Below are 25,389 nucleotides of genomic sequence, written 5' to 3' on the forward strand. Positions count from 1 at the left end.
GGGAAGGGCTTATCGGCATGTCTGGACTTCTGCGTATCCACTGGGCAATCGCACCCCAGACCGCACCTCGACCGCTCATCAATTGCAACCGCTGCAGCACCGTGAGGGCCTATTGCAGCAGCGGAAAGTTCCGCGTCAACGCCAATGGCAAACGCATCGACGTGTGGCTGATCTATCGCTGCATCGACTGCGACAATTCCTGGAATTTCGGCATTTTCGAACGCTGCAACCGCCGCGACATCGACCCGGCGCTGCTGGCGGCGCTCGAAAGCAACGATCCTGCACTCGCTCACCGTCATGCCTTCGATGCGGTGGCGTTGCGCAACCGGATCGGGCGCGTCGAGGAGTTCTCCGATGTCAGCGTTCACAAGCGCAGGCTCGGCGACACCAGGGAAGCCGCGACCGTGTTGGAACTCCAGCTCGGGCTCGAAATGCCGACATCGCTGCGGCTCGACCGGCTGCTCGCAAGCGAACTCTGCATCTCGCGATCACGGCTTCAGGCGCTGGAGGAGAAGCGGCTGCTCATCGTTGACCCGGATGGAGCAAAGGCCCTGCGCAAGCCGGCCCGTGCGGGAAACACGATCCGCATCGATCTGGCCGGCGAGGCCGATCGGCAGGCCATCATCGCGGCTGCCGGTGGATGAACGAAAAAGAGGCGGAACACTGGTTGCTCCGCCCCTCTCCGCTGTTGGAAAAAATAAGAGCTTACGCCGCGCCGACCACCTTGGACGACTTCTCGAACCGCTTGCGCTCGTTCGGATCGAGATAGAGCTTGCGCAGCCGAATGGTCTTCGGCGTCACTTCGACCAGCTCGTCGTCCTGGATCCAGGCCAGCGCGCGTTCCAGCGTCATGCGGATCGGCGGGGTCAGCTTGACCGCCTCGTCCTTGCCGGCGGCACGGATGTTGGTCAGCTTCTTGCCCTTGAGCACGTTCACTTCAAGGTCATTGTCGCGGCTATGGATACCGATGATCATGCCCTGATACACCTTGACGCCCGGATCGATGACCATCGGGCCGCGATCTTCCAGGTTCCACATGGCGTAGGCGACCGATTCGCCCTGTTCGTTGGAAATCAGCACGCCATTGGTGCGGCCTGGCAGCTCGCCCTTGTAGGGCTCATAGGCATGGAAAAGCCGGTTCATCACGGCGGTGCCGCGCGTGTCGGTCAAAAGCTCCGACTGGTAGCCGATCAGGCCACGGGTCGGCGCATGGAAGACAATGCGCTGACGATTGCCGCCGGATGGGCGCAGTTCGACCATCTCGGCCTTGCGCTCGGACATCTTCTGCACGACGACGCCGGCATGCTCCTCGTCGACGTCGATGACGACTTCTTCGACCGGCTCCAACAATTCGCCATTCTCGCCCTTCTGCATGACGACGCGCGGACGCGACACGGCGATTTCAAAGCCTTCGCGCCGCATCGTCTCGATCAGCACGGCCAGCTGCAATTCGCCGCGGCCGGAGACGAAGAACGAATCCTTGTCAGGCGATTCCTCGATCTTCAGCGCGACATTGCCTTCGGCTTCGCGCAGCAGGCGGTCGCGGATGACGCGGCTGGTCACCTTGTCGCCTTCGGTGCCGGCCAGCGGACTGTCGTTGACCAGGAACGACATGGTCACGGTCGGCGGATCGATCGGCTGCGCATGCAGCGGTTCGCTCACGCTCGGGTCGCAGAACGTGTCGGCGACGGTGCCCTTCGACAAGCCGGCAATGGCGACGATGTCGCCCGCCTGCGCTTCTTCGATCGGCTGGCGCTCAAGGCCGCGGAAGGCCAGGATCTTGGAAATACGGCCGGTTTCGATCTGGGTACCGTCATGGTGCAGCACCTTGACCGGCTGGTTGGCCTTCAGCGTGCCGCTCTCGATGCGGCCGGTGATGATGCGGCCGAGAAACGGATTGGCTTCCAGGATGGTGCCGATCATGCGGAACGGACCGGGATGAACGGTCGGCTCCGGCACATGCTTGATGACGAGGTCGAACAGCGGCGCCAATTGCTGGTCCTTCGGTCCTTCCGGATTTTCCGAAACCCAGCCATCGCGGCCTGAGCCGTACAGAATCGGGAAGTCGAGCTGCTCGTCGGTGGCGTCGAGCGCTGCGAAAAGGTCGAACACCTCGTTGACCACCTCGACATGACGGGCGTCCGGGCGATCGATCTTGTTGATGACGACGATCGGCTTCAGGCCGACCTTGAGCGCCTTGCCGACGACGAATTTGGTCTGCGGCATCGGCCCTTCGGCGGCATCGACCAGCACGATGGCTGAGTCCACCATCGACAGGATGCGTTCGACCTCGCCACCGAAATCGGCGTGGCCGGGGGTGTCGACGATGTTGATGCGGGTATCCTTCCAGTCGACCGAGGTCGCTTTGGCCAGGATGGTGATGCCGCGCTCCTTTTCGAGGTCGTTGGAATCCATGGCGCGCTCGGCCACGCGCTGATTGTCTCGGAAGGAGCCGGACTGCTTCAAAAGCTGGTCGACCAGGGTGGTCTTTCCATGGTCGACGTGCGCGATGATCGCGATATTACGGATTTTCATGTTCTGGTCTCGGAAGCGTTGCAGGCAGCAGGCCATAAGGCGCTGCCTCTTTCGGTTGCGCGGCTCATACAGGGTTTTTCGCAGTTGCGAAAGAGGAGGCGCGTCACCAAATACTCATCAAATCTTAAGCATCTGCGTGTGAGATGATTTTGTTAACCAAGGCGGGAACCCTTCGGGGCCTGGGCAGTTCGAACGTCATGACCGATAAACTCAACCGATTCTGGCCGCTCATCGCCTCTGTTGCCTTCGCCGTCCTGCTGGCGGCCAACGCCGCGCAGTCGGCCGCGACGACGAAGGAATCACGGCCTGCCTTGCCGTCAGAGGCACAGTCGGCCGAGCAGATTTTCGCCGACGCGCCCGACGGCGTCGACCCGGTGGTGACCGGCCCGGTCAGCGCCGCCTTCAAGCAGCGGCAGGACGCCGCCAACTGCGACAGCGCCGTCTGGCCGAATATCCCTATGGTCTGCTACCCGGACTAAGGCATCGCGCGCCCTAGACGCGCGACACCTTTCCATCAGCGCGCGCTTATGCCGACCGCACCGGGTCGAGCGTCACCTTGTAGAGTTCGTTGTCGTCGCGATCCATCAGCCGCACCGTCATCTGCTCGCTGGCGCCTGAAATATCGACCAGCCCGAAGAATTGCAGACCTGCCGAGGGCGGCAGGTTCTGTCCCTGTTCGGCGGTCGGCGCCTTGATGAACTTCAGCTCCGGACCGAACGTCATGTCGAAATCGTTCGGCCCGAATGTTCCGGCATGGATCGGACCCGAAACGAATTCCCAGAACGGATTGAAATCCTGGAACTGCGCCTTGTCCGGGTTGTAATAATGCGCGGCCGTGTAATGCACGTCGGCGGTGAGCCAGACGGTGTTGCTGATGCCGGCATTCTTGATGAAGCGCAGCAGGTCGGCGATCTCGAGCTCACGCCCTTTTGGCAAGCCATTGTCGCCATTGCTGACTGCTTCGGCACCAACCTTCTTGGTGCCGTCGTCCCAGACGACGAGGCCGAGCGGCATGTCGGCGGCGATGATTTTCCAGGTCGCCTTCGAATTCGCCAGTTCGCGCTTCAGCCATTTCGTCTGCTGTTCGCCGAGCATGCGCGATTGCGGCGTCATCTCATCCTGCATGTCGGGACCATTGGGGCCGCGATAGGAGCGCATGTCGAGGAAGAACACGTCGAGCAGCGGCCCGTAGGCGATCTTGCGATAGACGCGGCCGGGCTCGGAAGGTTCGTAGCGGATCGTCGTCATCTCGTGGAAAGCCCGCGCCGCACGGGCCGCCAGCACGTGGATGGATTTTTCCGTATAGCGGCTGTCGGCGCTGAGATCCTTCGAATCCGACCAGTTGTTCAGGACTTCATGGTCGTCCCACTGGTAGAAAGTCGGGCAGATGGCGCTGAGGCCGAGCACGTTCCTGTCCATCATGTTGTACTTCCACTGGTCCCGGTATTCGTCCAGCGTCTCGGCAACCTTGCGCTTGCCGTCGATCAGCACGACGTTCTTCCACTTGCCGCCGCCGGGCAGGTCGACCTCGTCCTTCATGGCGCCGTCGGCATAGATGGTGTCGCCCGAATGCAGGAAGAAGTCGGGCGTGTGCTTGCCGATCGTGGCGTAGGTCTTCATGCCGGTCTCATCGATGCCCCAGCCCTGGCCGGCGGTGTCGCCCGACCAGGCAAAGCGGATGTCGCGCTTCGAGGCCGGCGCCGTCCTGAAGCGCCCGGTGATCGGCTCGGAAACGGCGTTGATGTCGGCGAGATCGGCTGCCGTCATGCGATAGAAGATATCCTGGTCCGAAGCGAGGTCGGTGAGCAGCCGCTTGACGGTGTAGTCGCTGGCCGGCGACGTATCGAGCGGCGCCAGGCGTGTCGCATTGGCGAAATTCTCCGTCGACGACACTTCGAACATGACGCGCGACGGGCGATCGGTGCGCGTCCACACCATGCCGCTGGTTGCGTCGACATCGCCGGACTGGACGCCATGGGTGAAGGCCGGCCGCTGACTGGCGCGCGAATAGTAGGGCAGCGCCAGGCTCGAGACGCCGGCCAGGCCAACGGCGCTGGCGGAGGTGACGAAAGCGCGGCGAGTCATCGAAAGCTTGTTCACGGCTGTCTCCTGGATGGCTTGAACGGTGCCACCAAAATCCAGCGTCAATGTTTCAGGGACATCTCGGGATCATGAAGTTTTTCTGACGATCAACAGGCGGGTGGGCGTTTGCGCGGACGGCGAAGCTGCCGATCTTCCTCCGTGTGGGGGAGATGGCAGCTTGGCCGGTAGCGTCTCTCCCTACGCCGCCTGCGGCTCCGGCTCGAATGCCGGCTTGCTGGTGTTGATCAGCAGCGAGATACAGGCAGCGGCTATTGCCGTCATGCCGGCGATCAGGAAGGCCAGTTCGTAATTGCCCTGCAACTCGCGCATGGTGCCACCAAAGGCGGCGGCGGTCGCCGCACCGATCTGGTGGCCGGCGACGATCCAGCCGAACACGATCGGCCCACTGCGATCGCCGAACGCCTCATTGGCGAGCCTCAGAGTCGGCGGCACGGTGGCGATCCAGTCGAGACCGTAGAGCACGGCGAAGATGATCAGGCTGGTCGCTGAGAAGCCGGAATAGGGCAGGTAGATCAGCGACAGGCCGCGGATGCCGTAATAGACGCCGAGCAGCTTGCGCGGGTCGAAACGGTCGGTGAGCCAGCCCGACAATGTCGTGCCGATCAGATCGAAAATGCCCATCATCGACAGCAGGCCGGCGGCCTGCACCTCACCAATGCCCATGTCGCCGCAAAACGCGATCAGATGCGTGCCGATCAGCCCGTTGGTGGTGAAGCCGCAGACGAAGAAGGTGGCGAACAGATACCAGAACACCCGCGTGCCGGCAGCACGGCGCAGCGTCGAGAACGTATGCGCCAGAAAGTTGCCCTGTGACGCAGGCGGGGTCGGCGGCACATCGTCAGCCTCGGCGCCATAGCGCACCATGCCGATCGATACCGGCCGCTCCGGCACCAGCAGCCAGACCAGCGGTATCAGGGCAGCGGTCGCGATCGCGACCGCAATGACAACCGGCTGCCAGCCGCCCGACTGTGCCAGAGCGGCGATCAGCGGCAGGAACACCAGCATGCCCGAGGCACTGGAGGCCGACATCAATCCCATGACAAGGCCGCGATTGGTCTTGAACCAGCGATTGACGATGGTCGCGCCGAGCACGCTGGCGACGGCACCGGAACCAATGCCCGAGAACACGCCCCAGGTGATGAACAGATGCCACGGCTTGGTCATCAGCAGGCTGAGCATGGTCGAGCCCGACATCACCACCAGCGAGGCGAGCAGCGTGCGGCGCAGCCCGATGCGCTCCATCAGGGCTGCGGCAAATGGCCCCGTCAAACCGTAAAGCAGAATGCCGACACCGGCGGCCAGGGAGATGACGTCGCGGCGCCAGCCGAAACTGTTCTCGAGTGGCAGCATCATGACCGAGGGTGCGGAGCGCAGGCCAGCCGCGACCAGCAGGCTGAGGAAGATGACGCCGACCACGACGAAAGCGTAGCGCTGGCCAAAGGGGCGAGATTGAGTTATCATGTTACTGACCGGTACGTTGCAGGGTGGGAACATGTATACGTACCGATCGGTAACATTGTCAATCGAGTCACACGATGCCAACCGACAAAAATATTGAACTGACCATCAGCGACGGTCATGCATCCGCTCCGCCGAAAGCCGCCAAGAAGATCCTCGATGTGGCCTATGACCTGTTCTACCGGCGCGGCATCAGGGCGATCGGCGTCGACGAGATCGTCAAGCGTGCCGGCGTCACCAAGCCCAGCCTCTACCGCAGCTTTCCGTCCAAGGACGAACTGGCCGCTTCCTATCTCAGGCAATATGACCGTGAATACTGGGAGCGCTTCGACGAGGCGGTCGCCGCTCATCCCGGCGACCCGCGCGCTCAGATCAAGGCTTTCCTGACCCGCATCGGCAAGCGCACGCAGGTGGCGGACTATCGCGGCTGCGGCATGACCAATGCGGCGGTCGAATATCCCGACCACAGCCACCCGGCTCGCGTGGTCAGCGAGGCCAACAAGCAGGAACTGCGCCGCCGCCTGCGCGCCATGGCGGCTGCGATGGGCGCGCAAGACCCAGACACGCTCGGCGACGGCCTGCTGCTGCTGATCGAGGGCGCCTATATCAGCGGCCAGTTGTTCGGCCTCGGCGGTCCGGCGCAAGCGGTTGCCCGCAATGCCGACCTGCTGATCGAAGCCAGCTTGAAGAAATAGCGTTTGGCGCTACGCTGCGGCGGCTTGCAACGGAGATTGACCGCCATGCGTGCCATTCTGATCCCGCTTGTCCTGGTCGGTCTCGGTCAGGCGGCGCAAGCCGACGGCATTTCCAGCGCCTACACCGATCTGGATTCGAAAACGGACTGCGTGACCTACGCGCAGGCAGAAGAAGGCGACGGCGACTGGGCCGAACTCGCCTGTTCAGGCTATCGCGGCTATCCCGTACTGATCGCCTATGACGACGCCCGTGAAACGCTGTTCTACGGTTTTCCGCCCGGCGGCGACATGACGACGGTCTGGGAAAGCTTTTCCGGCCTCAATTCGTCCGGAGCCAAAGTCGAATGGCGCATCGAAACCAAGGGCGACACGGCAGTGCCCTATGCCGTCATCCATCGCCGCTCGATCAGCAATCCCGAGGACGAGAAAAAGCCGACCGAGGTGCTGCTCGTCGCCAAGGTCGGCCAGATGGACGCCCGCGACGGCTGCACCGTCGGCCTGGTGCTGGCCACCGGCAATCCCGTCGCCAACGACCAGGCGCGCAAGCTTGCCGACGACAAGGCACGCACCTTCGCCTGCGGCAAGGACAGACACACCGTCATCGGCAAAGTGCCGGCCTTCGGCCGGGTCGACAACTGACCGGTCGGGCTACTTGCTCGCCTTGGCCCGCTCGATCGCGTCGACGATCATCTTCTTGGCGTATTTGGAATCGTGCCAGCCTTCGATCTTGACCCATTTGCCGGGCTCGAGATCCTTGTAGTGCTCGAAGAAGTGCTGCACCTGCTGGCGCGTAATGTCGGGCAGCTGAGTGTATTCGGTGACGTTCTCGTAACGCAGCGTCAGTTTTGGCGACGGCACGGCGATGATCTTCTCATCCTGGCCGGCATTGTCTTCCATGATCAGCACCCCGATCGGCCGCACGTTGATGACGCAGCCCGGCACCAGCGCGCGCGTGTTGCAGACCAGCACGTCGATCGGATCGCCGTCGCCCGACAGCGTGTGCGGCACGAAGCCGTAATTGCCGGGGTAGCGCATCGAGGTGTGCAGGAAGCGGTCGACGAACAGCGTGCCGGCCTCCTTGTCCATCTCGTACTTGATCGGCTCGCCGCCGATCGGCACCTCGATGATGACGTTGACGTCCTCAGGCGGATTCTTTCCGCTGGCTATGGCTTCAATGCGCATGGCTTAAATCCCTCTCTCGATGGACGATCGATAGCGGGCGGCGCGTCATGGTGCAATGCGGCGAATGGTGCTGGGTGCGAATGGAACGCCCAATTGCCGAAAGGCCGGGTTGTCATTCCCAGACGAAAGCGACCTTCTTCAGCGCCTTCTGCTCGAAGATCTCGACGCCCTCGGCGACATCGCGGCCACCGGCGCCGGCATAGAAGGCAAGCGCGTTCTGGTTGTCCTCCAGCGCCCACACGACCATGCCTTTCAGCCCGTGATCGGCCAGCCGCGCCTTGGCCGCCGAAAACAGGCGGCTGCCGAGCCCGATGCCCTGATATTCCGGACGCAGGTACAATTCGTAGATTTCGCCCTGCTGGCGCAGTTCACGGGCGCGGTTCTTGCCGATCGTCGCATAGCCGGCGATCTTGCCGCCGATTTCGACGACCAGAACGGTGGCGGCGCGGCGAATCGCATTCGCCCACCAGTCGGCGCCTCGACGGTTGATCATCGATGTCAGGGTCCGGTGCGGAATGATGCCGGAATAGGCGCCGCGCCAGGCTTCCAGATGCACCTCGGCGATGGCACTGGCATCGCGCGGGTCGGCTTTCCGGATGTCGATCGTCAGCGTATTCATGATTTGTTAACCATAAACCCGCATCGCCCGATTGCAAGGGTCCGGGCCGCCCGCCGACTGCTTTCTCACAGGCGATCACCGCGCTGGTGAGGGGCCTTCAAGACTTCTGTGGAAAGGCTCAAATCTCGACGAGATGGTCGTCGAGCTCGTTGCTGTCGCCCGCAGTGACCGGGAAATGCTCGGCCAGCACCGCACCCACCAACTCGATCGCCTTGACGAAGCCGTCGGCAAGCCGGTCGTCGCCGGCATGCACGGTAAGGTCGCGCACGACGCCATCCCAGACATGCTGGCCGACCTTGGCGTCGATACCCGAATCGGCAACCACCTCGGCATAGCGCTCGGCGATCGAGACGAAGACCAGCACGCCGGTGCGCGCCGTGGTGCGGTGGACGTTGCGGGCGAGGAACTGCTTGATCGCGTTGGCGTGCGCCGCCTGGTAGCGCAGCCGCCTCGGCACCAGGTGGATGCGCATACCAGGCAGCGCCCACAACAAGGCCAGCACGCAGGCAAGCGCCAGGAGCTGGGCGAGGACGAAATGCGGCAGCCGGATCGACAGCCACCAGGCCTCCAGACCGTAGCCGACCGCCAGGCTGACGAACAGCATGCACATGGTCGCCATGAAGGCGGCCGGGAAGAAATAGCCGTCGCTGCCATGCGCCACGACACAGTAGATTTCGCCGTCGGTTTTCTCCTCGGCGGCGCGGATCGCGGTTGCGATGCGCTCATGATCCTGCGGGCTGATTGGTCGTGTTGCCATGATCTGTCTCACCAGCTTCCTGAAGAACCGCCACCACCGGACGAGCCGCCGCCACCGGAAAATCCGCCACCGCCGCTTGACCCCGAGGACCAGCCACTGCCCGAACCCGAAGACCAGCCGCCGCCCGACGACGAACCGGTTGTCCAGCCAGTGCCCGAGTACCCGCTCGGCCCGCGGCCATAACGAAACGTCATGCCCAGCCATTTGTACACGCCCGGCGACAGTTTCGTGCCGAACATCGGCGGCAGGAACGCCATCGCCATCCCGCCGAAGAACATCGTCGCCCACAGGATCAGGAACACGGCAAAGATCGGATCGATGGACGTGCCGTCATCGGCGGGATTGCGCTTGCCCCGCGCTTCCAGTTCTTCGGGATTGCCCTCCAGCACCATGACCATGTCATCGACGGCTTTGCTGATGCCGCCGGAGAAGTCCCCGGCGCGGAAGGCCGGCACCATGTCATTTTCGATGATGAGCTTGGTGTGCAGGTCGGTCAGCGTGCCTTCCAGCCCATAACCGACCTCGATGCGCATCTTGCGGTCGTTCGGGGCAACCAGCAGCAGCACGCCATTGTTCTCGCCCGCCTGGCCGAGCTTCCAGAAGCGGAACAGCCGGTTGGCGTAAGGCTCGATCTCCTCGCCATCGAGGCTGGGAATCGTCGCGACGACGATCTGGTCGGAGCCTTTCGTCTCGAAATCGGCGAGTTTTTGGGTCAGCGCCGCCCTGGTCGCGGCGTCGATGATGCCGGCATTGTCGACGACACGGCCGGTCAGCGCCGGCAGGTCGGCCGCGTAGGCCATGACGCAGGAGAACAGCACGACCGCAGCAATCAGGACGGCCGAGGCGAGGCGGTCGCGTTTCGACAGGCTGATGCTGGATACCATCATGCCATCACCAGCTTCCCGACGAGCCGCCGCCGCCGGACGAACCGCCGCCGCCGGAAAAGCCTCCACCGCTGCTTGACCCCGAAGACCAGCCGCCGCCGGAACTCCCCGACGACCAGCCGCCACTGGAGGATCGCCGGCTTGGCTCGAAGGTCATGCCAAGCCAGCGGTAGCGGCCGGGGCCAAGCTTCTGGCCGAAGATCGGCGGCAGCACGGAAGCCGCAATGCTGCCGAAGAAGATGATCGCCCAGATGCTGATGAAGACGGCGAAGAACAGGTCGTCGGAATCGAAAGGCGCTTGCTGGTTGCGCTCGCCGCGCGCCTCCAGCTCCTCCGGATTGCCTTCCAGCACCATGACCATGTCGTCGACGGCCTTGCTGATACCGCCGGAGAAGTCCCCGGCGCGGAAGGCCGGCACCATGTCATTTTCGATGATCAGCTTGGTGTGCAGGTCGGTCAACGTGCCTTCCAGCCCATAGCCGACCTCGATGCGCATCTTGCGGTCGTTCGGGGCCACCAGCAGCAGGACGCCATTGTTTTCCTTCGCTTGGCCGAGCTTCCAGAAGCGGAACAGCCGGTTGGCGTAAGGCTCGATCTCCTCGCCATCGAGGCTGGGAATCGTCGCGACGACGATCTGGTCGGAGCCTTTTGTCTCGAAATCGGCGAGTTTTTGGGTCAGCGCCGCCCTGGTCGCGGCGTCGATGATGCCGGCATCGTCGACGACACGGCCGGTCAGCGCCGGGAGATCGGCCGCGAGGGCGGTGAAGGGGAGGAAGAGGAGGCTTAGAAGAGCGAAAAGGAACCCTAGGCTTGCGTTCCGGAGCGCCCCCCTCTGCCCTGCCGGGCATCTCCCCCTCAAGTGGGGAGATTGGCCGCCATCTCCACTTTCACCAATTTTCAACGTCGCAAGATGGGCGTCAGCGCCGAAGCTGCCAATCTCCCCCCTTGAGGGGGAGATGTCCGGTAGGACAGAGGGGGGTGTTTGCACGCCAGCAGCCCGTCATTTCGCGGGATTTATTCCGATGACAGTGGACGTTCACCCGCCCTGCTTCGTGCCGAAATCGACCTTCGGCGGCTGCATCTTGTCTTCGGCGACGGTGAAATTGGCGAAGGGCTCGTTGCCGCGGAACCAGAAGGTCGCCCACAGCACCGAGGGAAACGTCCTCAGCGTCAGATTGTAGTCCCTGACCGCCTGGATGTAATCGCGCCGCGACACCGCGATGCGGTTCTCGGTGCCTTCGAGCTGCGCCTGCAGCGCCAGGAAGTTCTGATTGGCCTTGAGGTCCGGATAGGCCTCCGAGACCGCGATCAGCCGCGACAGCGCGCTGGTCAGCCCCGCCTGGGCATCCTGGAACTTCTTGAGGGCTTCGGGATCCTTCAGCGTTTCCGGTGTTACCGTGATCTGCGTTGCCTTGGCGCGTGCCTCGACCACCGCGTCGAGCGTATCCTTTTCATGCGAGGCATAGCCCTTGACCGTCTCGACCAGGTTGGGGATGAGGTCGGCGCGGCGCTGATACTGGTTCAGCACCTCGCTCCATGCCGCCCTGGCATTTTCTTCCGCCGTCGGGATGGTGTTATAGCCGCAGCCTGCAAGCAGCGGCAGCATGATCGCCATCATCAGGAAGGCGGGCAGCGTGCGGAACGTGGACGGCAAGGCAAGGCGCTGGGCAAACATGATGGGGTCCCTCGGTAGAAGTTGCACGCGAAGCATTACCACAATCAGCGCGCAAGAAAACCGCCCGCGCCGGCAGCCCCTCGCCTGGCACGCCCGGTGCCGCTGCAAGGCTCTGTGATTGGCCGTGCGAACGCGATAAGGTCCGGCAAAACAGGACATCATCATGGCGGAACGCCAGGACAGCGACAAGGAATCGCGCCGTATCCTCGAGCGCATTGCGCGCGAGACGGATCCGGCCGGCAACTCGTTTGTAGCGCGGGCAGCGAAAGGCATGCACGATCACGTCACCGCGGCCGATGCCGATCGTGCCGATCCGATCGAAGTCTGGGGCACCCGCTTTGGCCGCACGCTGGGCCTGCTGCTGGCGCTGGGCCTGATGGTCTGGCTCGTGCTTTACGTCATCCGGGGCAGTTAGGAATCAAACGACAATGAGCGCCGAACAAACCGACGCGCCGCGTGCGGTCATCGTCATTTCCAGCCATGTCGCGCGTGGCTCGGTCGGCAACCGTGCCGCCGTCTTTGCGCTGGAGACCCTGGGTTTCCCGGTCTGGGCGGTGCCGACCGTCATCTTGCCCTGGCATCCCGGCCATGGGCGCGCGACGCGCATCGTGCCGCCGCTCGACGAGTTCAAGGCTCTGATGGCCGATCTCGAGCGGGCGCCATGGCTGGGTGAGGTCGGCGCCGTGCTGTCCGGCTATCTCGGCGAGGCGGGCCAGGCCGAGGCCGTCGCCTCGCTGGTCGCCGCGGTCAAGGCAAGGACGCCCGGCGCCGTCTATATCTGCGATCCGGTGATGGGTGATTCGGGCGGCCTCTATGTGCCCGAACCGACCGCCATCGCCATGCGCGACCGGCTGATGCCGATCGCCGACATAGCCACCCCTAACCGCTACGAACTGGAATGGATGGCCGGCGCCGCGTTGCCAGACATGAAATCGGTGATCGCGGCGGCGCTGCATGCCGGGCCATCGACCATGCTGGTCACCTCGGCGCCGTCGATGATGACGGGCGGCACCGGCAACCTCCTGCTCGATAGCAGCCAGGCGCTGCTCGCCGAACACCGCCTGATCGACAAGCCGCCGAATGGCCTGGGCGATCTGACGGCGGCCGTTTACCTGGCACGCATCCTGTCCGGCCAGCCACCGATCAAGGCGCTGCAATCGACGACGGCGGCGGTCTACGAGATCCTGGCACGCACCGCCAAGCGCGGCGGCGACGAACTGCAGCTCGAAACCGATGCGCAGAGCCTGTCGCATCCGATGGCGATGGTCCAGCTTCGCCACCTCACACATCCGGGGCGGGGCCGCCGGGCGTGACATCGACTGAGGCCGTACTTGTCGGCGTCGATGGCTGCAAGGCCGGCTGGATCGCCGTCCGACGAACTTTTGGCATGGCACCGTCGGTCGGTGTCTTTGCAACCTTCACTGCCCTGCTCGCATCCCTTCCCGAAGACGCTGTCATCGCCGTCGACATGCCGATCGGCCTGCCCGGCTTTTCGGGCAAGGGCGGGCGCGGCCCCGAAGCCCTGGTGCGGCCGCTGCTCGGGGCACGCCAGTCCAGCGTCTTCTCGATCCCGTCCCGTGCCGCGCTCTATGCGGACACCAACGGCTTCACCACCATCGAAGCGTGGTATGCCGCGCACATCAGGGCAAGCGCGGTGGCCCTGACCACATCCGATCCGCCGCGCGGCGTCTCGATCCAGGCGTTCGGCATTTTTGCCAAGATCCGCGAGATCGACGCCCTGCTGATCGCGCGGCCCGATTTGCGCAGCCGCGTGTTTGAATCGCACCCGGAAGTCGCTTTCTGCCGCTTGAACGGCGATCAAGCCATGCAACTGCCGAAGAAGATCAAGGGCAGCATCAATCCGGCCGGCATGGCGGAACGCAAGGCGCTGCTCTGCCGGCACGGCTATGATAAGGGCTTTCTCGACCAGCCGCCGCCCCGCGGTGCCGCCGCTGATGACTTCCTCGACGCAGCCGCGATGACGCTGATCGCCGGTCGCATCGCCAGCGGCGAGGCGCGGCCGTTTCCCGACCCGCCGGACCGAGACAGCTTTGGCATTCCCGTCGCCATCTGGGCGTGACGCTGTTGGCCACCGTTGCGCTCGATGCATGGCATTTCTAGCCAGCCCTCATAATTCTGCATTGCTCGCGACCGGCTTTTGCCGCTAGAGCCTCTCTAGACCGCAACGAGCTGCCGCATCCAACTCGGAAAGGCTCCAGACGCCGCCCATGTCCCATCTCCCTGAACATCTTCTCGCCGGCTATCGCAATTTCATGAATGGCCGCTATCTCACAGAGAGCGGGCGCTATCGCGATCTCGCTCGCGAAGGCCAGGCGCCGGAGACAATGATCGTCGCCTGCTGCGATTCGCGTTCGGCGCCCGAGGCGATCTTCGACGCTGGGCCGGGCGAACTCTTCGTGCTGCGCAATGTCGGCAATCTGGTGCCGCCCTATGCACCCGACGGCGAGTTCCATTCGACCTCGGCGGCGCTTGAATTCGCCGTGCAGAGCCTCAAGGTCAAGAACATCGTCGTCATGGGCCATGGCCGCTGTGGCGGCATCCGGGCGGCGCTCGACACCAATTCCACGCCGCTGTCGCCGGGCGACTTCATCGGCAAGTGGATGAGCCTGATCGCGCCGGCGGCCGAAACCGTCTCCTCAAGCACCTTCATGACCGCTTCGGAGCGCCAGACCGCGCTGGAGCGCATCTCGATCCGCTATTCCATCGCCAATCTCAGAACCTTTCCCTGCGTCTCGATTCTCGAAGGCAAGGGACGGCTGTCGCTGCATGGGGCCTGGTTCGATATCTCGACCGGCGAACTCTGGACGATGAACAAGGAGACTGGCGATTTCGAACGGCCGGAGCTGGGATGAACGCGGCGGCGCGCAAGCTGGTGAACATCAGGTCGGTCGCTTTTGTGGCGGCCGCACTGCTGCTGGCGATTATTGCCGCCCGCGCCGATGATCGTGCCCTCATCAGCCGCTGGTATTCGGCGCTGCTGGTCGCCGACCGCACGGAACTGTCCGACCTGCTCGCCGACGATGTCCGCATCAAGCTGGACGACCTCGGCATCGTGCAAAGCAAGCAGGAATTCATCGCTTCGATCGACGAATGGAAAGGTGCCGTTGCCGGTGCTGCGATCCGGCACCGGATCGAGAAAAGCGAAGGCGGCGTCACCACGGTGGTCGCCTGCTACGATTTCCCCAACAACGACATGCTGATGCAGGAAACTTTCGCGGTCACCGACAACCGCATCACCGCCAGTTCACAAGCGGCGATCGCCGAAAACTGCGACGGCTTTTGAGGGCGATATCGGCCAAATCCGCATATTGCGGGTCCGCCGGCGGCGCCCTACATCGGGTACGACCCACCTGCCCGCCCCACCAACGAAAGACTGTCCATGCCTTCCACGAAAGCCGTCGACCTCGCCGCCCATCCGCTGACCGCGTGGCAGGGGCCGCTCGGCCTGCCCGATTTCACGCGCATTGGCGACGGCGACTTCTCCCCGGTCTTCGACGCGGCGCTGAAGGCGCACGAGGCCGAGATCGAGGCGATCGCCGGCAACAAGGATGCGCCGACCGTCGAGAACACGCTTGCCGCGCTGGAACTTGGTGGCGAAGCGCTCGATCGTGTCTCGTCGATCTTCTGGTGCCGCGCCGGCGCCTACACCAACGAGACGATCCAGGCGCTGGAGCGCGACATCTCGCCGAAAATGTCCAGGCATTTCTCGGCGATTTCAATGAATGAGCGGCTGTTTGCCCGCATCGACGATCTCTACCAGCGCCGTGAGAGCCTGAGGCTCGACGCCGAGACCCTGCGGGTGCTGGAAAAGACCTGGAAGGGCTTCGTCCGTTCCGGCGCCAAGCTCGACGCCGACGGCAAGAAGCGGCTGGCAAGCATCAGCGAGGAATTGTCCTCGCTCGGCACGGCTTTCGGCCAGAATGTTCTGGCCGACGAGCGCGACTGGGCGCTGTTCCTCGATGAAGCCGACCTTGCCGGCCTGCCGGACTTCGTGAAAAGTTCCATGGCCGAAGCGGCCGAGATACGCGGCCAGAAGGGCCGCTATGCCGTCACTCTGTCGCGCTCGATCTATGAGCCGTTCTCGACCTTCTCCGAACGCCGCGATCTGCGCGAGATCGCCTTCCGCGCCTTCACCATGCGCGGCCAGAATGGCGGCGCCACCGACAACACGAACGTGGTGCGCGACATGCTGCGCCTGCGGGCCGAAAAGGCAAAGCTGCTCGGCTATGCCTCTTTCGCCGCGCTGAAGCTCGACGACACCATGGCCAAGACGCCGAAGGCCGTGCACGCGCTGCTCGATCCGGTGTGGGAGAAGGCGCTTGAGAAGGCAGCAAGCGACCAGATCGAATTGCAACGGCTGGCCACCGCAGCCGGCAGCAACGAAAAATTCGCTGCCTGGGACTGGCGCTTCTACCAGGAGAAGCTGCGCGCGGAGAAATTCGCCTTCGACGAGGCGGAACTGAAACCTTATTTACAGCTCGACCGGATCATCGACGCTTGCTTCGACGTGGCGACACGGCTGTTCGGCATCACCTTCGAAGAGAAAAAGGGCATCGCGGCCTGGCATCCGGACGCCCGCGTCTTCGTGGTGAAGAATGCCGACGGCAGCGAGCGCGGCCTGTTCCTGGCCGACTATTTCGCCCGGCCGTCAAAGCGATCCGGCGCCTGGATGAGCGCGTTGCAATCCGGCTACAGGCTCGGCCACGGTGCGAGCCCGGTCATCTACAACATCATGAACTTCGCCAAGCCGCCGGTGGGCGAGCCGGCTCTGCTGTCGGTCGACGAGGCCAAAACGCTGTTCCACGAGTTCGGCCATGCGCTGCACGGCATGCTGACCGACGTCACCTGGCCCTCGGTTTCGGGCACTTCGGTCAGCCGCGATTTCGTCGAACTGCCCTCGCAGCTCTACGAGCATTGGCTGACCGTGCCGGCGGTGCTGGAAAAGCACGCTCTGCACGTCAAGACCGGCAAGCCGATGCCCAAGGCGCTGCTCGACAAGATGCTGGCCGCGCGCACCTTCGGCGCCGGCTTCGCCACGGTCGAATTCACCGCCTCCGCCTTGATGGACATGGCCTATCACGCGCGGGCGGAGGCGCCTGAAGCGCCGCTTCGTTTCGAAGCCGAAACGCTTGCAGAACTGCATATGCCGGACACCATAGCCATGCGTCACCGCACCCCGCATTTCGGCCATGTCTTTTCCGGCGAAGGCTATTCGGCCGGCTACTATTCCTACATGTGGTCGGAAGTGCTCGATGCCGATGCTTTTGCCGCCTTCGAGGAAACCGGCGACCCCTTCAACCCGGCGCTCGCCGAGCGGCTGCGCAAGAACATCTACGCCGCCGGCGGCTCGAAGGATCCGGAAGAACTCTACACCGCATTTCGCGGCAAGATGCCGTCGCCGGAAGCGATGATGGCCAAGCGCGGGCTGGCGTGATTGGCTTTCCCTTCCCCCCTTGTGGGGGAAGGTGGATCGGCGCGTAGCGCCGAGACGGATGAGGGGTGTTCCAGGAAATGCCAACGCCTCACTCCGCTGGAACCCCCCTCATCCGACCTCGCTTCGCGAGGCCACCTCCTCCCACAAGGAGAGAAGGGAGAACCCTACACTTTCCACGGATCCGCAACCCTCGGCCACACCGGCCTTGTCAGCTTCTTGTAATCGGTCACCGCCGGATTGCTGGGATACGAACTCGGCGCCGAGACATAGATGATCTCGGCGGCGATCGGCTCGAAGCCGGCGTAGAAATGATTGGTCGACTTGATCAGCAGCATGTCCTTGGCTAGCGGATCGACGCCGATGTTGGAAAAGATATCCGGCTCGAAGGTCTGCGTGCGGTTGGTGTTGAGGATGATGTCGACCTCGGTGCCTTCGAGGCGGACCAGCGCCGTCGGCCCAAGCGTCACCCGGCTTGGCCCGAAACTCTGCCAGCCCTCCGCAACCGCCTTCAGCACGCGCACGCGCGCATCGATCGGCTCGCCGGCTTGCGGCCCGGCCTTGCCGCCGAAGCGCAGGTCGATGACTGCGCCCTCGCCTGCCGCCAGGCAGAAGGTGACCGCGATCGGATCCCAGATGGTCGCGACGGCGAACCTGTCCAGGCCACGCGCCAGCATCTGGCGCAGCACGAAGGTGCCGTCGCCGGGCACACCGCCGCCGGGATTGTCCCAGATATCGGCGATGACCACCGGCTTGCCCGGATTTTCTGTGCGCACGGCCAGCGCCCGATCGATGCCGTCGGCAGCACTCAGCATCGTCATCGCCGTCTTTTCGCGCAGCGCGTAGAGTTCCCGCCCGAGCCGTTCCGCCAGCGCGTCGCCCTTGGCCTTGTCATTGTCGGTGACGACCAGGATGCGCGTGCCCATCTCGGGCACATCGGCCGCCATGAAGCCGTGGATGACGGAGACCGACAGCACGCCGTCCTTGCCGTGCAGCGCCTTGATGCGATCGACGAAGGACCGCATCGGCTCGCGGCTGGTCGGCAGCACCTGGATCATGCGGCAGTCGAAGGTCGAAATGACAGGGCTGATCTCACCACGCACTGCTGCCAGGCCAAGCTCGACGACATGTTCGCCGCGCTCGTAGAAATCGGTGTGCGGAAATTCGAGGAAATAGGCGAGGATGTCGGAGGCCGCCACGCGCTTCGGTGTCAGATGGCTGTGCGGATCGAGTTCCACGGCGATCACCACCTCCGGCCCGACCATTGCGCGAACCCGTTCGAGCAGATCGCCTTCGCAATCGTCATAGCCTTGCGCCACCATGGCGCCATGCAGGCCGAGGATGACAGCATCGACCGGCAGCGCCGCCTTGAGCTGGCCCAGAATCTCGTCGCGCAATGCCTCATAGGTCTGCCGCTGCACCAGGCCGCCCGGCTCCGCCCAGGTGGCGGTGCCTTCGATGACGTCGAGGCCTTCGGCCACCGCACGCCGGCGTAGCGCCACCATCGGCGAGGAGCACAGCGTCGGCGTTTCCGGATGCTTGCCGGGCCCGGCATAGAAGGCCATCTCGAACGAAGCCCTATCGGTCGGCACCGGCGAGAAGGTGTTGGTTTCCGTCGCCAGCGAGGCGGTGAAAATGCGCATGAAAGCTCCGTCCGTGAATAGGCGCTTATTTGACCGCCCCGAGCGCCAGGCCTCTGACGAGGTAGCGCTGCAGCCAGATGAACAGGATGGCCACCGGCAAGGTCGCCAGCAGCGTCGCGGCCATGACGTGATGCCATTCGATGGTGTAGCGGCCGGCGACCAGCGAAAACACCTGGATCGGCAGCGTGTAGCTTTCCTGGCTGCGCAGCATGGTGAGCGCCACGACGAACTCGTTCCAGGCGTTGATGAAGGTGAAGATCGCCGTCACCGCGATCGCCGGCAGGCAGAGCGGCAGGAACACCTTGCGCAAGGTCAGCCAGCGGCCGGCGCCCTCCATCCAGGCGGCTTCCTCGAGATCGCGGGGGATGGTGTCGAAATAGCTCTGCAGCATCCACACCGTGAAGGCGACGTTGAAGGCCATGTAGATGAAGCCGAGCGCCGTCGTGCTCTCGACCAGGCCCCAGGCGGCCATCAGCCGGAACAGGCCGAGCACCAGCACGATCGGCGAGATCATCTGCGAAATCAGCAGGAACTGGCGCAAGGCGCCGTAGCCGGCAAAGCGGAAGCGCGACATCGCATAGGCCGCCGGAACCGAGATCAGGATGGCGCCGACGGTGGCGATCACAGACACGTAGAGCGAATTGAGCAGCGCCTGGCCGAAGCCCGTCGCCACCCACATGTCGGAAAAATTCGACCAGCGGAATTCGCTCGGCCACCAGGTCGGCGACAGCACTTCCTGTCTCGGCTTAACTGCGGTCAGGAACATCACCGCGAAGGGAAAGAGCGTCACCACGATCAGCGGCGCCAGCAGCAGCCAGGCGATGATCGAACGCTTGAGCTTGCTCGTCATGCGCGTTGCTCCCGCATCGCCAGCCGCACATAGATCATGGTGAAGACCAGCAAGATGGCGAACATCACCAGCGACACCGCCGATGCTTCGCCCAGCTTGCCGATGCGGAAGGCCAGCTTGTAGAGATGGGTGACCAGGATATCGGTCGAGTTGGCCGGCCCGCCCTGCGTCATCACCCAGATGATCGGGAAGGAATTGAAGACGTAGATGGTGTTGAGCACGATGGCGATGTTGATGAACGGTTTCAGGAGCGGAAAGGTGATTTCGCGGAACTGCTGCAGCGGCGTCGCCCCTTCAAGCGCCGCCGCCTCGTAGAGATCGTCCGGGATCGACGACAGCCCGCCGAGGAAGATCGTCGTCGTGAACGGCACCGTCACCAGGATGCCGATCAGCACTTGCATCGGAAAGGCGGTTTCGGCACTCGCCAGCCACTGGATGTTGTGATCGATGAGGCCGAGGCCGATCAGCGCCGAATTGAGCATGCCACTTTCGCCGCTCAGCGCCCAGCGCCAGACCACCGCAGTCATGGTCAGCGACACCGCCCAGGGCAGCATGATGATGACGCGGGCAATGCCGCGGCCATAGAAATCGGTGTTGAGGATCATTGCCACCGGGATCGACAAGAGAAGCGCGCCGCCGACCACCATCACCGTCCATTGGCCGGTGCGCCAAAGCGCGGCCGTGAAGTCGGGATCGGCAGCGAGTGCCGCGAAATTGGCGAGGTCGTTGAAGTCACGAAGCTGGCCGAAGCGGCTGACGTCATGCGTCGAGATCTGGATCAGGTCCCAGACCGGCCAGAAGATGACCACCGCCGCCAGAAACAGGCTGGGCAAGGTCAGGAGATAGGGCAAGAAACGATTTTGCATCGGCTGGCTTTGTACCGCGTTGCGAGGAGATTGGATTTCGCTGGCTTAACAGATTGACTTGGTCCGGCCTCGTTCTTCTCAGGGCACCGCTTCAGGATTCCTTGCAACCGTCGGCGCTGCCCTCACCTGCTCGTCCGTTCTCCGCAGCAGTTGCGGAAGGGCCCCTTTCCTCTCGCCCGTCGATCGGGGGAGAGGTGTCGAGCGAAGCTCGACGGAGTGGGGGTCGACCCCTTGGGCGCAAGGCGAGGCTTGCGCCTGGTGCTCTTCCTATATCCGTTCGCGGTGGCTGCCAGGTGGTTCCCCCACTCCGTCTCGGCTTCGCCGAGCCACCTCTCCCCCCTCCGGTGGGAGAGGAAAGGAGCCTGGCTGGGCGGCGTTGACATCGACGAACTATCTTTCTGCTCGAGGCTGCAAGATGTGGCGCGCCCCGCCTGAATCTGGGGCGCGCCACGGGCGCAGGGAGATACGCCCTATTCCTTCAGCACTGCCCCTACTTCTTCAGCACCGCATTGGCCTTGGCGGCTGCGTCTTTCAAACCGGCCTCGGGGTCGCCGCCGAGATAGATCTTCTGCATGGCGTCCGACGTGATCTGGGCGACCTCTTCCCAGCCCGGGATGACCGGCGCGAAGCGGGCGTCGGGCAGCAGAGCGGTGAACGCGGCCAGATCGGCATTGTTGACGTAGTAGTCCATCTTGGCCTCTTCCTTGTTCACCGGCAGGAAGCCTTCGCCCTGTGTGAACTTGGCACGCTGCTCCGTGGTGAACAGGAAATCGAGCAGCTTCCAGGCCTCGTCCTTGTTCTTGGAGTTCTTGAACATGATGATGGAATCGGTGACGCCATAGGTGCCGCGCGCGCCGGTCGGTCCAGCGGGAATGGCCGCAACGCCGTATTTCAGGTTCGGCGCCTCGTCCTTGATCTGGTTGGACAGGAAGGGTGCGGTGATCATCATGCCGACCTTGCCCTGCTTGAACAGGTTCTGCACGTCCTCGCGGTTGTTGGAGGTGACGCCGGGTTCGGTCAGGCCTTCGTCGATCATCGACTTGTAGAGTTTGGCGGCTTCAAGCGCGCCGGGCGTGCTCAGGCCCGAAGTGCCGTCCTTGTTGAGGATTTCCGTGCCGTAGGACCACATCGCATAGTAGTAATAAACGTCGGTCTCGATCTCCTTGCCCTGCAGGCCGAAGCCGAACGTGCCGGACCCCAGAGCCTTGATCTTGCGCGCATCTTCCTGCAACTCGGTCCAGTTTGCCGGTGGCTTGGCGATGCCGGCCTTCTCGAACAGCTCCTTGTTGTAGTACATGGCGCGCGCCGAGGCAGCGATCGGCAGGCCGTAGGTCTTGCCATCCATGATCGAGGGCGACAGGAAGGTGTCGATGAAGCGGTCCTTGAAGTCGGGCTTGATGTAGCCGTCGAGCGGCTCGGCGACATCCTGCTGGACGAAGTCGATCAGCCAGCGCGTGCCGATGATCGACAGATCGGCATTGGTGCCGGCGGTGATGTCGGTGGTCAGCTTCTGCAGCAGCACATCCCACGGCACCACTTCGAACTTGACCGTGATGCCGGGGTTCGCCGCCTCGAATTCCTTCTTGACGCTGTCGAAATATGGGCCAGTCTTGGCGCTGTACTCGGCCACGGTGACCCGCACCTCGCCCGCATCCGCCTGCGCCGCAATTGCCAGCATGCTCATTCCGGCCATCAGGCCGACAGTCCATTTTGCAAGACTCATTTGAACTCTCCCATTTTGATTTTTGCGCCTGCGCGCCTCTTCGTTACCCAAGCAGAAGATTTATGTGACTTTCCTACATTATCGAGGATTTGAAGGCTTGCAAGCAGATTATTCTGTTGCTTAATTACATTTTGTGGACTAGGCCTGATCCGACCTGTCGAAGATCCCGGAGGATGACGCACGGTGGTTTCGCAAACGGAACTCGAAGGCAGGGCCGAATTCGAGGGCAAGACTGTCGTTGTGACGGGTGCGGGCGGCGGCCTCGGCACGGCCATCGTGGCGCTGATGGCGCAAAGGGGCGCCAGGGTCGTAGGCTGCGACCAGTCGAGCGAGGCGTTGAAGAGCCCGCATTTTGCCGCCCGCCACGTCTTCGATCTTCTCGACAAGGCGTCGATAGCCACGGCGATCGCCGCCATCCTCGACCGGGACGGTGTGCCCGACATTCTCATCAACAATGCCGGCTGGACGCGCGCCGAGACGCTCCCCGCGCTCAACCCCGACAGGATTGAGCAGGAACTCGACCTCAACCTGACCGGCGTGATGAATTTCGCCGATCCGCTGGTCAAGGCGATGGCCAGCCGTGGCTCTGGCAGCGTCGTCTTCATCTCCTCGGTCAACGCCATCGCGCATTTCGGCAATCCCGCCTATGCCGCGGCCAAGGCCGGCATCAACGCCTATGCCAAGGCGATCGCCGTCGAGCTCGGCCGCAGCGGCCTGCGCGCCAATGTCGTCTGCCCCGGATCGATCCGCACCGCCGCCTGGGACCACCGCCTTGCCAAGGATCCCGAAATCCTCGGCAAATTGCAGCGGCTCTATCCGCTCGGTCGCATCGTCAACGCTGCGGAAGTGGCGGAAGCCGTCGCTTTCCTTGCGTCCGATCGCGCATCGGGAGTAACAGGCGTGGTGATGCCCGTGGACGCGGGACTGACCGCCGGTTGCCTGCCCTTCATCGACGACATATTGGGAGCGTGAGCATGACCGACGTCGAGTTCCGCGACCTGTCGAAATCCTTCGGGCAGCACAAGATCCTCGAGAACATCAGCCTCGATATCAAGAGCGGCGAGTTCGTCGTCCTGGTCGGGCCGTCCGGCTGCGGCAAGTCGACCTTGCTGCGCATGCTCGCCGGCCTGGAGACGATCACTTCCGGCGATCTGTTGATCGGCGGCGTGCGCGCCAACGCGCTGCCGCCGCAGCAGCGCAACATCGCCATGGTGTTCCAGTCCTATGCGCTGTTTCCGCATCTGAAGGCATCGGACAATATCGGTTTCGGCCCGAAGATACGCGGCGAGACGCGCACGGTAATCGATGAGAAGGTCAAGAAGGCGTCCGGGGTCCTCAATCTCTTCTCCTATCTCGACCGCTATCCCCGCCAGCTGTCGGGCGGCCAGCGCCAGCGCGTCGCCATGGGCCGCGCCATCGTGCGCGAACCGTCTGTGTTCCTGTTCGACGAACCGCTGTCCAATCTCGACGCACAATTGCGCGTGCAGATGCGAGTCGAGATCAAGGCGCTGCACCAGCGGCTGAAGTCGACGATCGTCTACGTCACCCACGACCAGATCGAGGCCATGACCATGGCCGACCGCATCGTCGTGATGGATCGCGGCAGGATCCAGCAGGTCGGGGCGCCGCTGGAGCTCTATGACAGGCCGGCCAACAAGTTCGTCGCCTCCTTCCTCGGCTCGCCGTCGATGAGTTTCGTCTCGGGTTCGCTCAAGACGACGCTTGAGAAAACCTGGTTCGAATCGGCCGGCGGCGGGCGGCTGGCGCTTGCCGGCAAACAGGTGCCGGCGGACAGCGCGGTGGAGGCCGGCATCCGGCCCGAGCATTTTGTCATCGGCGAGGCTGTCGACGCGATGGCGATCAGGGTGGATGTCGTTGAGCCCACCGGCTCCGAAACACATGTCTATGGCGCTATCGGTGCTGATACGGTACGCGCCGTGTTCCGTGACAGGGTGCCGGTCAGGCCGGGAGACCTGCTGCCGGTCTCGGTCGATCCCGGCAACATCCATCTGTTCGACAAGGCGACGGGCCTGCCTCTATGAAAATATCAGCATGAAGACGCCGGCCGACATCATCACGCGCCTGCAGCTGATGTCGCAGGACGGAACGAAGTCGGATCGCAAGCTGGCCGGCTTCGTGCTGGCAGACCTCGACTTCGTTTCCAAGGCGGCGATTTCGGAAATTGCCGCGCGCGTCGGTGTCAGCGAGCCGACGGTGACGCGGTTCTGCCGCAACCTCGGCTGCGAGGGCCTGCGCGACTTCAAATTCTATCTGGCGCAAGCCATCGCCATCGGCGGCCAGTATCTGTCGCCGGAGCCGTTGAGCCGCGATGCCCGCGAACAGCGCATCGCTTCCGCCATCACCGAAGCGGCGATATCGGCCATCCAGCGCGCCAGCGAAAACCTCGACATGACGACGCTGGTCGCCGTCGCCGCACGCATCGCGGTTTCCGGCAATGTGCTGTGCATCGGCTCCGGTGGCATTTCGTCGATGATGGCGACCGAAATGCAGAACCGGCTGTTCAGGCTTGGCGTGTCGGTGCTGGCGCAAATCGACGGACAGTTGCAACGCATGTACGCCGCCGTCGCCACCCCCGACACCACGCTGATCGCCTTCTCCGTCTCCGGCTATGCACGATCGGTCATCGATGCGGTGCAGGTCGCCCAGCAATATGGCGCCACGACGATCGCCATCACCCCGCCGGACTCCGCGCTCGCCAAGGTCGCCGACACGGTCATCCATTTCCAGTCGCTGGAAGACGGCAATATCTACAAGCCGACATCGTCGCGCTATGCGCTGCTGTCGATCGTCGACATGATCGTCACCTCGGTCGCCGAGACGCGCGGACCAAGGGTTCTAGAAAATCTGCGCCGCATCAAGCAGAGCGTCAACACGTTGAAAGTTGACGATCCGCGTTTGCCGCTGGGGGATTGACCCTCCGGCAAGG

At 63.5% G+C, this 25,389-nt stretch carries 26 protein-coding genes; 13 read left to right on the top strand and 13 right to left on the bottom strand.

Annotated features, from left to right (window positions below; genetic code table 11):
* Window positions 1-17 precede the first annotated feature (17 nt).
* A complete protein-coding gene (locus LB519_RS04570) occupies window positions 18-644 on the top strand; it encodes a DUF1062 domain-containing protein (protein ID WP_224618850.1) in 627 nt (208 codons plus the stop codon).
* A 61-nt stretch (window positions 645-705) separates the two neighbouring features.
* Here the strand turns inward: LB519_RS04570 and typA are convergent, their stop codons facing one another.
* Window positions 706-2,535, bottom strand: coding sequence for a translational GTPase TypA (gene typA / locus LB519_RS04575; RefSeq protein WP_013529003.1), 1,830 nt, complete (start codon window positions 2,533-2,535; stop codon window positions 706-708).
* Window positions 2,536-2,732: 197 nt separating this feature from the next.
* Here typA and LB519_RS04580 point away from each other — a divergent pair, with 197 nt between their 5' ends.
* On the top strand, window positions 2,733-3,014 hold the full coding sequence (locus LB519_RS04580; RefSeq protein ID WP_224618852.1) for a hypothetical protein: 282 nt from the start codon (window positions 2,733-2,735) through the stop codon (window positions 3,012-3,014).
* Between the two features lie 46 nt (window positions 3,015-3,060).
* Here the strand turns inward: LB519_RS04580 and LB519_RS04585 are convergent, their stop codons facing one another.
* The gene (locus tag LB519_RS04585; protein ID WP_263484558.1) at window positions 3,061-4,620 is read right to left on the bottom strand and encodes an alkaline phosphatase D family protein; all 1,560 of its coding nucleotides are present in this window, start codon (window positions 4,618-4,620) and stop codon (window positions 3,061-3,063) included.
* Window positions 4,621-4,815: 195 nt separating this feature from the next.
* Window positions 4,816-6,099: an MFS transporter gene (locus LB519_RS04590; RefSeq protein WP_224618857.1), complete on the bottom strand. Its 1,284-nt coding sequence runs from the start codon at window positions 6,097-6,099 to the stop codon at window positions 4,816-4,818.
* A 74-nt stretch (window positions 6,100-6,173) separates the two neighbouring features.
* Here LB519_RS04590 and LB519_RS04595 point away from each other — a divergent pair, with 74 nt between their 5' ends.
* Window positions 6,174-6,791 (top strand): TetR/AcrR family transcriptional regulator, encoded by a 618-nt coding sequence (locus LB519_RS04595; protein WP_013528999.1) that lies wholly within the window; start codon window positions 6,174-6,176, stop codon window positions 6,789-6,791.
* A gap of 45 nt (window positions 6,792-6,836) precedes the next feature.
* Entirely contained in the window at window positions 6,837-7,430 is a 594-nt protein-coding gene (locus tag LB519_RS04600; RefSeq protein WP_224618858.1) for a hypothetical protein, read from the top strand.
* Window positions 7,431-7,439: 9 nt separating this feature from the next.
* Here the strand turns inward: LB519_RS04600 and ppa are convergent, their stop codons facing one another.
* The 6 genes from ppa to LB519_RS04630 all read right to left on the bottom strand — a co-directional run bounded on the left by ppa (window position 7,440) and on the right by LB519_RS04630 (window position 11,908).
* On the bottom strand, window positions 7,440-7,973 hold the full coding sequence (gene ppa, locus LB519_RS04605) for an inorganic diphosphatase (protein ID WP_013528997.1): 534 nt from the start codon (window positions 7,971-7,973) through the stop codon (window positions 7,440-7,442).
* A gap of 112 nt (window positions 7,974-8,085) precedes the next feature.
* On the bottom strand, window positions 8,086-8,592 hold the full coding sequence (locus LB519_RS04610) for a GNAT family N-acetyltransferase (RefSeq protein WP_013528996.1): 507 nt from the start codon (window positions 8,590-8,592) through the stop codon (window positions 8,086-8,088).
* Between the two features lie 118 nt (window positions 8,593-8,710).
* Entirely contained in the window at window positions 8,711-9,349 is a 639-nt protein-coding gene (locus tag LB519_RS04615) for a TPM domain-containing protein (RefSeq protein WP_224618860.1), read from the bottom strand.
* Between the two features lie 8 nt (window positions 9,350-9,357).
* Window positions 9,358-10,236, bottom strand: a complete 879-nt coding sequence (locus LB519_RS04620) for a TPM domain-containing protein (protein WP_224618862.1) — start codon at window positions 10,234-10,236, stop codon at window positions 9,358-9,360.
* A gap of 4 nt (window positions 10,237-10,240) precedes the next feature.
* On the bottom strand, window positions 10,241-11,092 hold the full coding sequence (locus LB519_RS04625; RefSeq protein WP_063173306.1) for a TPM domain-containing protein: 852 nt from the start codon (window positions 11,090-11,092) through the stop codon (window positions 10,241-10,243).
* Between the two features lie 177 nt (window positions 11,093-11,269).
* A complete protein-coding gene (locus tag LB519_RS04630) occupies window positions 11,270-11,908 on the bottom strand; it encodes a LemA family protein (RefSeq protein ID WP_224618863.1) in 639 nt (212 codons plus the stop codon).
* A gap of 163 nt (window positions 11,909-12,071) precedes the next feature.
* Here LB519_RS04630 and LB519_RS04635 point away from each other — a divergent pair, with 163 nt between their 5' ends.
* From LB519_RS04635 to LB519_RS04660, 6 genes are all read left to right on the top strand, one after another.
* On the top strand, window positions 12,072-12,323 hold the full coding sequence (locus LB519_RS04635; RefSeq protein ID WP_013528991.1) for a hypothetical protein: 252 nt from the start codon (window positions 12,072-12,074) through the stop codon (window positions 12,321-12,323).
* Between the two features lie 13 nt (window positions 12,324-12,336).
* Window positions 12,337-13,221, top strand: a complete 885-nt coding sequence (gene pdxY / locus LB519_RS04640; RefSeq protein WP_064995967.1) for a pyridoxal kinase PdxY — start codon at window positions 12,337-12,339, stop codon at window positions 13,219-13,221.
* Entirely contained in the window at window positions 13,218-13,988 is a 771-nt protein-coding gene (locus LB519_RS04645; RefSeq protein WP_224618864.1) for a DUF429 domain-containing protein, read from the top strand. The genes pdxY and LB519_RS04645 overlap by 4 nt, the downstream gene beginning before the upstream one ends.
* Window positions 13,989-14,136: 148 nt before the next feature.
* The gene (locus LB519_RS04650; RefSeq protein WP_013528988.1) at window positions 14,137-14,781 is read left to right on the top strand and encodes a carbonic anhydrase; all 645 of its coding nucleotides are present in this window, start codon (window positions 14,137-14,139) and stop codon (window positions 14,779-14,781) included.
* A complete protein-coding gene (locus tag LB519_RS04655) occupies window positions 14,778-15,212 on the top strand; it encodes a hypothetical protein (protein WP_013528987.1) in 435 nt (144 codons plus the stop codon). The genes LB519_RS04650 and LB519_RS04655 overlap by 4 nt, the downstream gene beginning before the upstream one ends.
* Before the next feature lie 96 nt (window positions 15,213-15,308).
* On the top strand, window positions 15,309-17,363 hold the full coding sequence (locus LB519_RS04660) for a M3 family metallopeptidase (protein WP_224618865.1): 2,055 nt from the start codon (window positions 15,309-15,311) through the stop codon (window positions 17,361-17,363).
* Window positions 17,364-17,527: 164 nt separating this feature from the next.
* Here LB519_RS04660 and LB519_RS04665 read toward each other — a convergent pair whose 3' ends face one another.
* From LB519_RS04665 to LB519_RS04680, 4 genes are all read right to left on the bottom strand, one after another.
* A complete protein-coding gene (locus tag LB519_RS04665; protein WP_224618867.1) occupies window positions 17,528-19,003 on the bottom strand; it encodes a M81 family metallopeptidase in 1,476 nt (491 codons plus the stop codon).
* Between the two features lie 25 nt (window positions 19,004-19,028).
* Window positions 19,029-19,853, bottom strand: a complete 825-nt coding sequence (locus LB519_RS04670) for a carbohydrate ABC transporter permease (protein WP_013528984.1) — start codon at window positions 19,851-19,853, stop codon at window positions 19,029-19,031.
* Window positions 19,850-20,719, bottom strand: a complete 870-nt coding sequence (locus LB519_RS04675; protein WP_013528983.1) for a carbohydrate ABC transporter permease — start codon at window positions 20,717-20,719, stop codon at window positions 19,850-19,852. The genes LB519_RS04670 and LB519_RS04675 overlap by 4 nt, the downstream gene beginning before the upstream one ends.
* Before the next feature lie 490 nt (window positions 20,720-21,209).
* Window positions 21,210-22,442 carry an ABC transporter substrate-binding protein gene (locus LB519_RS04680; RefSeq protein WP_013528982.1) on the bottom strand — a complete coding sequence of 411 codons (1,233 nt, stop codon included), beginning with the start codon at window positions 22,440-22,442 and terminating at the stop codon, window positions 21,210-21,212.
* A gap of 183 nt (window positions 22,443-22,625) precedes the next feature.
* Here LB519_RS04680 and LB519_RS04685 point away from each other — a divergent pair, with 183 nt between their 5' ends.
* Genes LB519_RS04685 through LB519_RS04695 form a run of 3 tightly spaced genes read left to right on the top strand, consistent with a single transcriptional unit; the run spans window position 22,626 to window position 25,376 of the window.
* Window positions 22,626-23,414 carry an SDR family oxidoreductase gene (locus tag LB519_RS04685; protein WP_013528981.1) on the top strand — a complete coding sequence of 263 codons (789 nt, stop codon included), beginning with the start codon at window positions 22,626-22,628 and terminating at the stop codon, window positions 23,412-23,414.
* 2 nt (window positions 23,415-23,416) lie between these two features.
* Window positions 23,417-24,484: an ABC transporter ATP-binding protein gene (locus LB519_RS04690; protein ID WP_013528980.1), complete on the top strand. Its 1,068-nt coding sequence runs from the start codon at window positions 23,417-23,419 to the stop codon at window positions 24,482-24,484.
* A 10-nt stretch (window positions 24,485-24,494) separates the two neighbouring features.
* Complete coding sequence (locus tag LB519_RS04695) at window positions 24,495-25,376, top strand: MurR/RpiR family transcriptional regulator (RefSeq protein ID WP_013528979.1); 882 nt, start codon at window positions 24,495-24,497, stop codon at window positions 25,374-25,376.
* The last annotated feature ends 13 nt before the right edge of the window (window positions 25,377-25,389 follow it).

The organism is Mesorhizobium sp. AD1-1 (assembly GCF_020164655.1).
GTDB lineage: Bacteria > Pseudomonadota > Alphaproteobacteria > Rhizobiales > Rhizobiaceae > Mesorhizobium > Mesorhizobium ciceri.

Bases quoted from the DNA above. Each gene is read 5' to 3' on its own strand.
- typA (WP_013529003.1), bottom strand. From the start codon at position 2,535: ATGAAAATCCGTAATATCGCGATCATCGCGCACGTCGACCATGGAAAG.
- LB519_RS04620 (WP_224618862.1), bottom strand. From the start codon at position 10,236: ATGATGGTATCCAGCATCAGCCTGTCGAAACGCGACCGCCTCGCCTCG.
- LB519_RS04580 (WP_224618852.1), top strand. From the start codon at position 2,733: ATGACCGATAAACTCAACCGATTCTGGCCGCTCATCGCCTCTGTTGCC.
- pdxY (WP_064995967.1), top strand. From the start codon at position 12,337: ATGAGCGCCGAACAAACCGACGCGCCGCGTGCGGTCATCGTCATTTCC.
- LB519_RS04675 (WP_013528983.1), bottom strand. From the start codon at position 20,719: ATGCAAAATCGTTTCTTGCCCTATCTCCTGACCTTGCCCAGCCTGTTT.
- LB519_RS04695 (WP_013528979.1), top strand. From the start codon at position 24,495: ATGAAGACGCCGGCCGACATCATCACGCGCCTGCAGCTGATGTCGCAG.
- LB519_RS04570 (WP_224618850.1), top strand. From the start codon at position 18: ATGTCTGGACTTCTGCGTATCCACTGGGCAATCGCACCCCAGACCGCA.
- LB519_RS04690 (WP_013528980.1), top strand. From the start codon at position 23,417: ATGACCGACGTCGAGTTCCGCGACCTGTCGAAATCCTTCGGGCAGCAC.
- LB519_RS04670 (WP_013528984.1), bottom strand. From the start codon at position 19,853: ATGACGAGCAAGCTCAAGCGTTCGATCATCGCCTGGCTGCTGCTGGCG.
- LB519_RS04590 (WP_224618857.1), bottom strand. From the start codon at position 6,099: ATGATAACTCAATCTCGCCCCTTTGGCCAGCGCTACGCTTTCGTCGTG.
- LB519_RS04610 (WP_013528996.1), bottom strand. From the start codon at position 8,592: ATGAATACGCTGACGATCGACATCCGGAAAGCCGACCCGCGCGATGCC.
- LB519_RS04615 (WP_224618860.1), bottom strand. From the start codon at position 9,349: ATGGCAACACGACCAATCAGCCCGCAGGATCATGAGCGCATCGCAACC.
- LB519_RS04665 (WP_224618867.1), bottom strand. From the start codon at position 19,003: ATGCGCATTTTCACCGCCTCGCTGGCGACGGAAACCAACACCTTCTCG.
- ppa (WP_013528997.1), bottom strand. From the start codon at position 7,973: ATGCGCATTGAAGCCATAGCCAGCGGAAAGAATCCGCCTGAGGACGTC.
- LB519_RS04655 (WP_013528987.1), top strand. From the start codon at position 14,778: ATGAACGCGGCGGCGCGCAAGCTGGTGAACATCAGGTCGGTCGCTTTT.
- LB519_RS04585 (WP_263484558.1), bottom strand. From the start codon at position 4,620: ATGACTCGCCGCGCTTTCGTCACCTCCGCCAGCGCCGTTGGCCTGGCC.
- LB519_RS04595 (WP_013528999.1), top strand. From the start codon at position 6,174: ATGCCAACCGACAAAAATATTGAACTGACCATCAGCGACGGTCATGCA.
- LB519_RS04660 (WP_224618865.1), top strand. From the start codon at position 15,309: ATGCCTTCCACGAAAGCCGTCGACCTCGCCGCCCATCCGCTGACCGCG.
- LB519_RS04680 (WP_013528982.1), bottom strand. From the start codon at position 22,442: ATGAGTCTTGCAAAATGGACTGTCGGCCTGATGGCCGGAATGAGCATG.
- LB519_RS04635 (WP_013528991.1), top strand. From the start codon at position 12,072: ATGGCGGAACGCCAGGACAGCGACAAGGAATCGCGCCGTATCCTCGAG.
- LB519_RS04650 (WP_013528988.1), top strand. From the start codon at position 14,137: ATGTCCCATCTCCCTGAACATCTTCTCGCCGGCTATCGCAATTTCATG.
- LB519_RS04600 (WP_224618858.1), top strand. From the start codon at position 6,837: ATGCGTGCCATTCTGATCCCGCTTGTCCTGGTCGGTCTCGGTCAGGCG.
- LB519_RS04630 (WP_224618863.1), bottom strand. From the start codon at position 11,908: ATGTTTGCCCAGCGCCTTGCCTTGCCGTCCACGTTCCGCACGCTGCCC.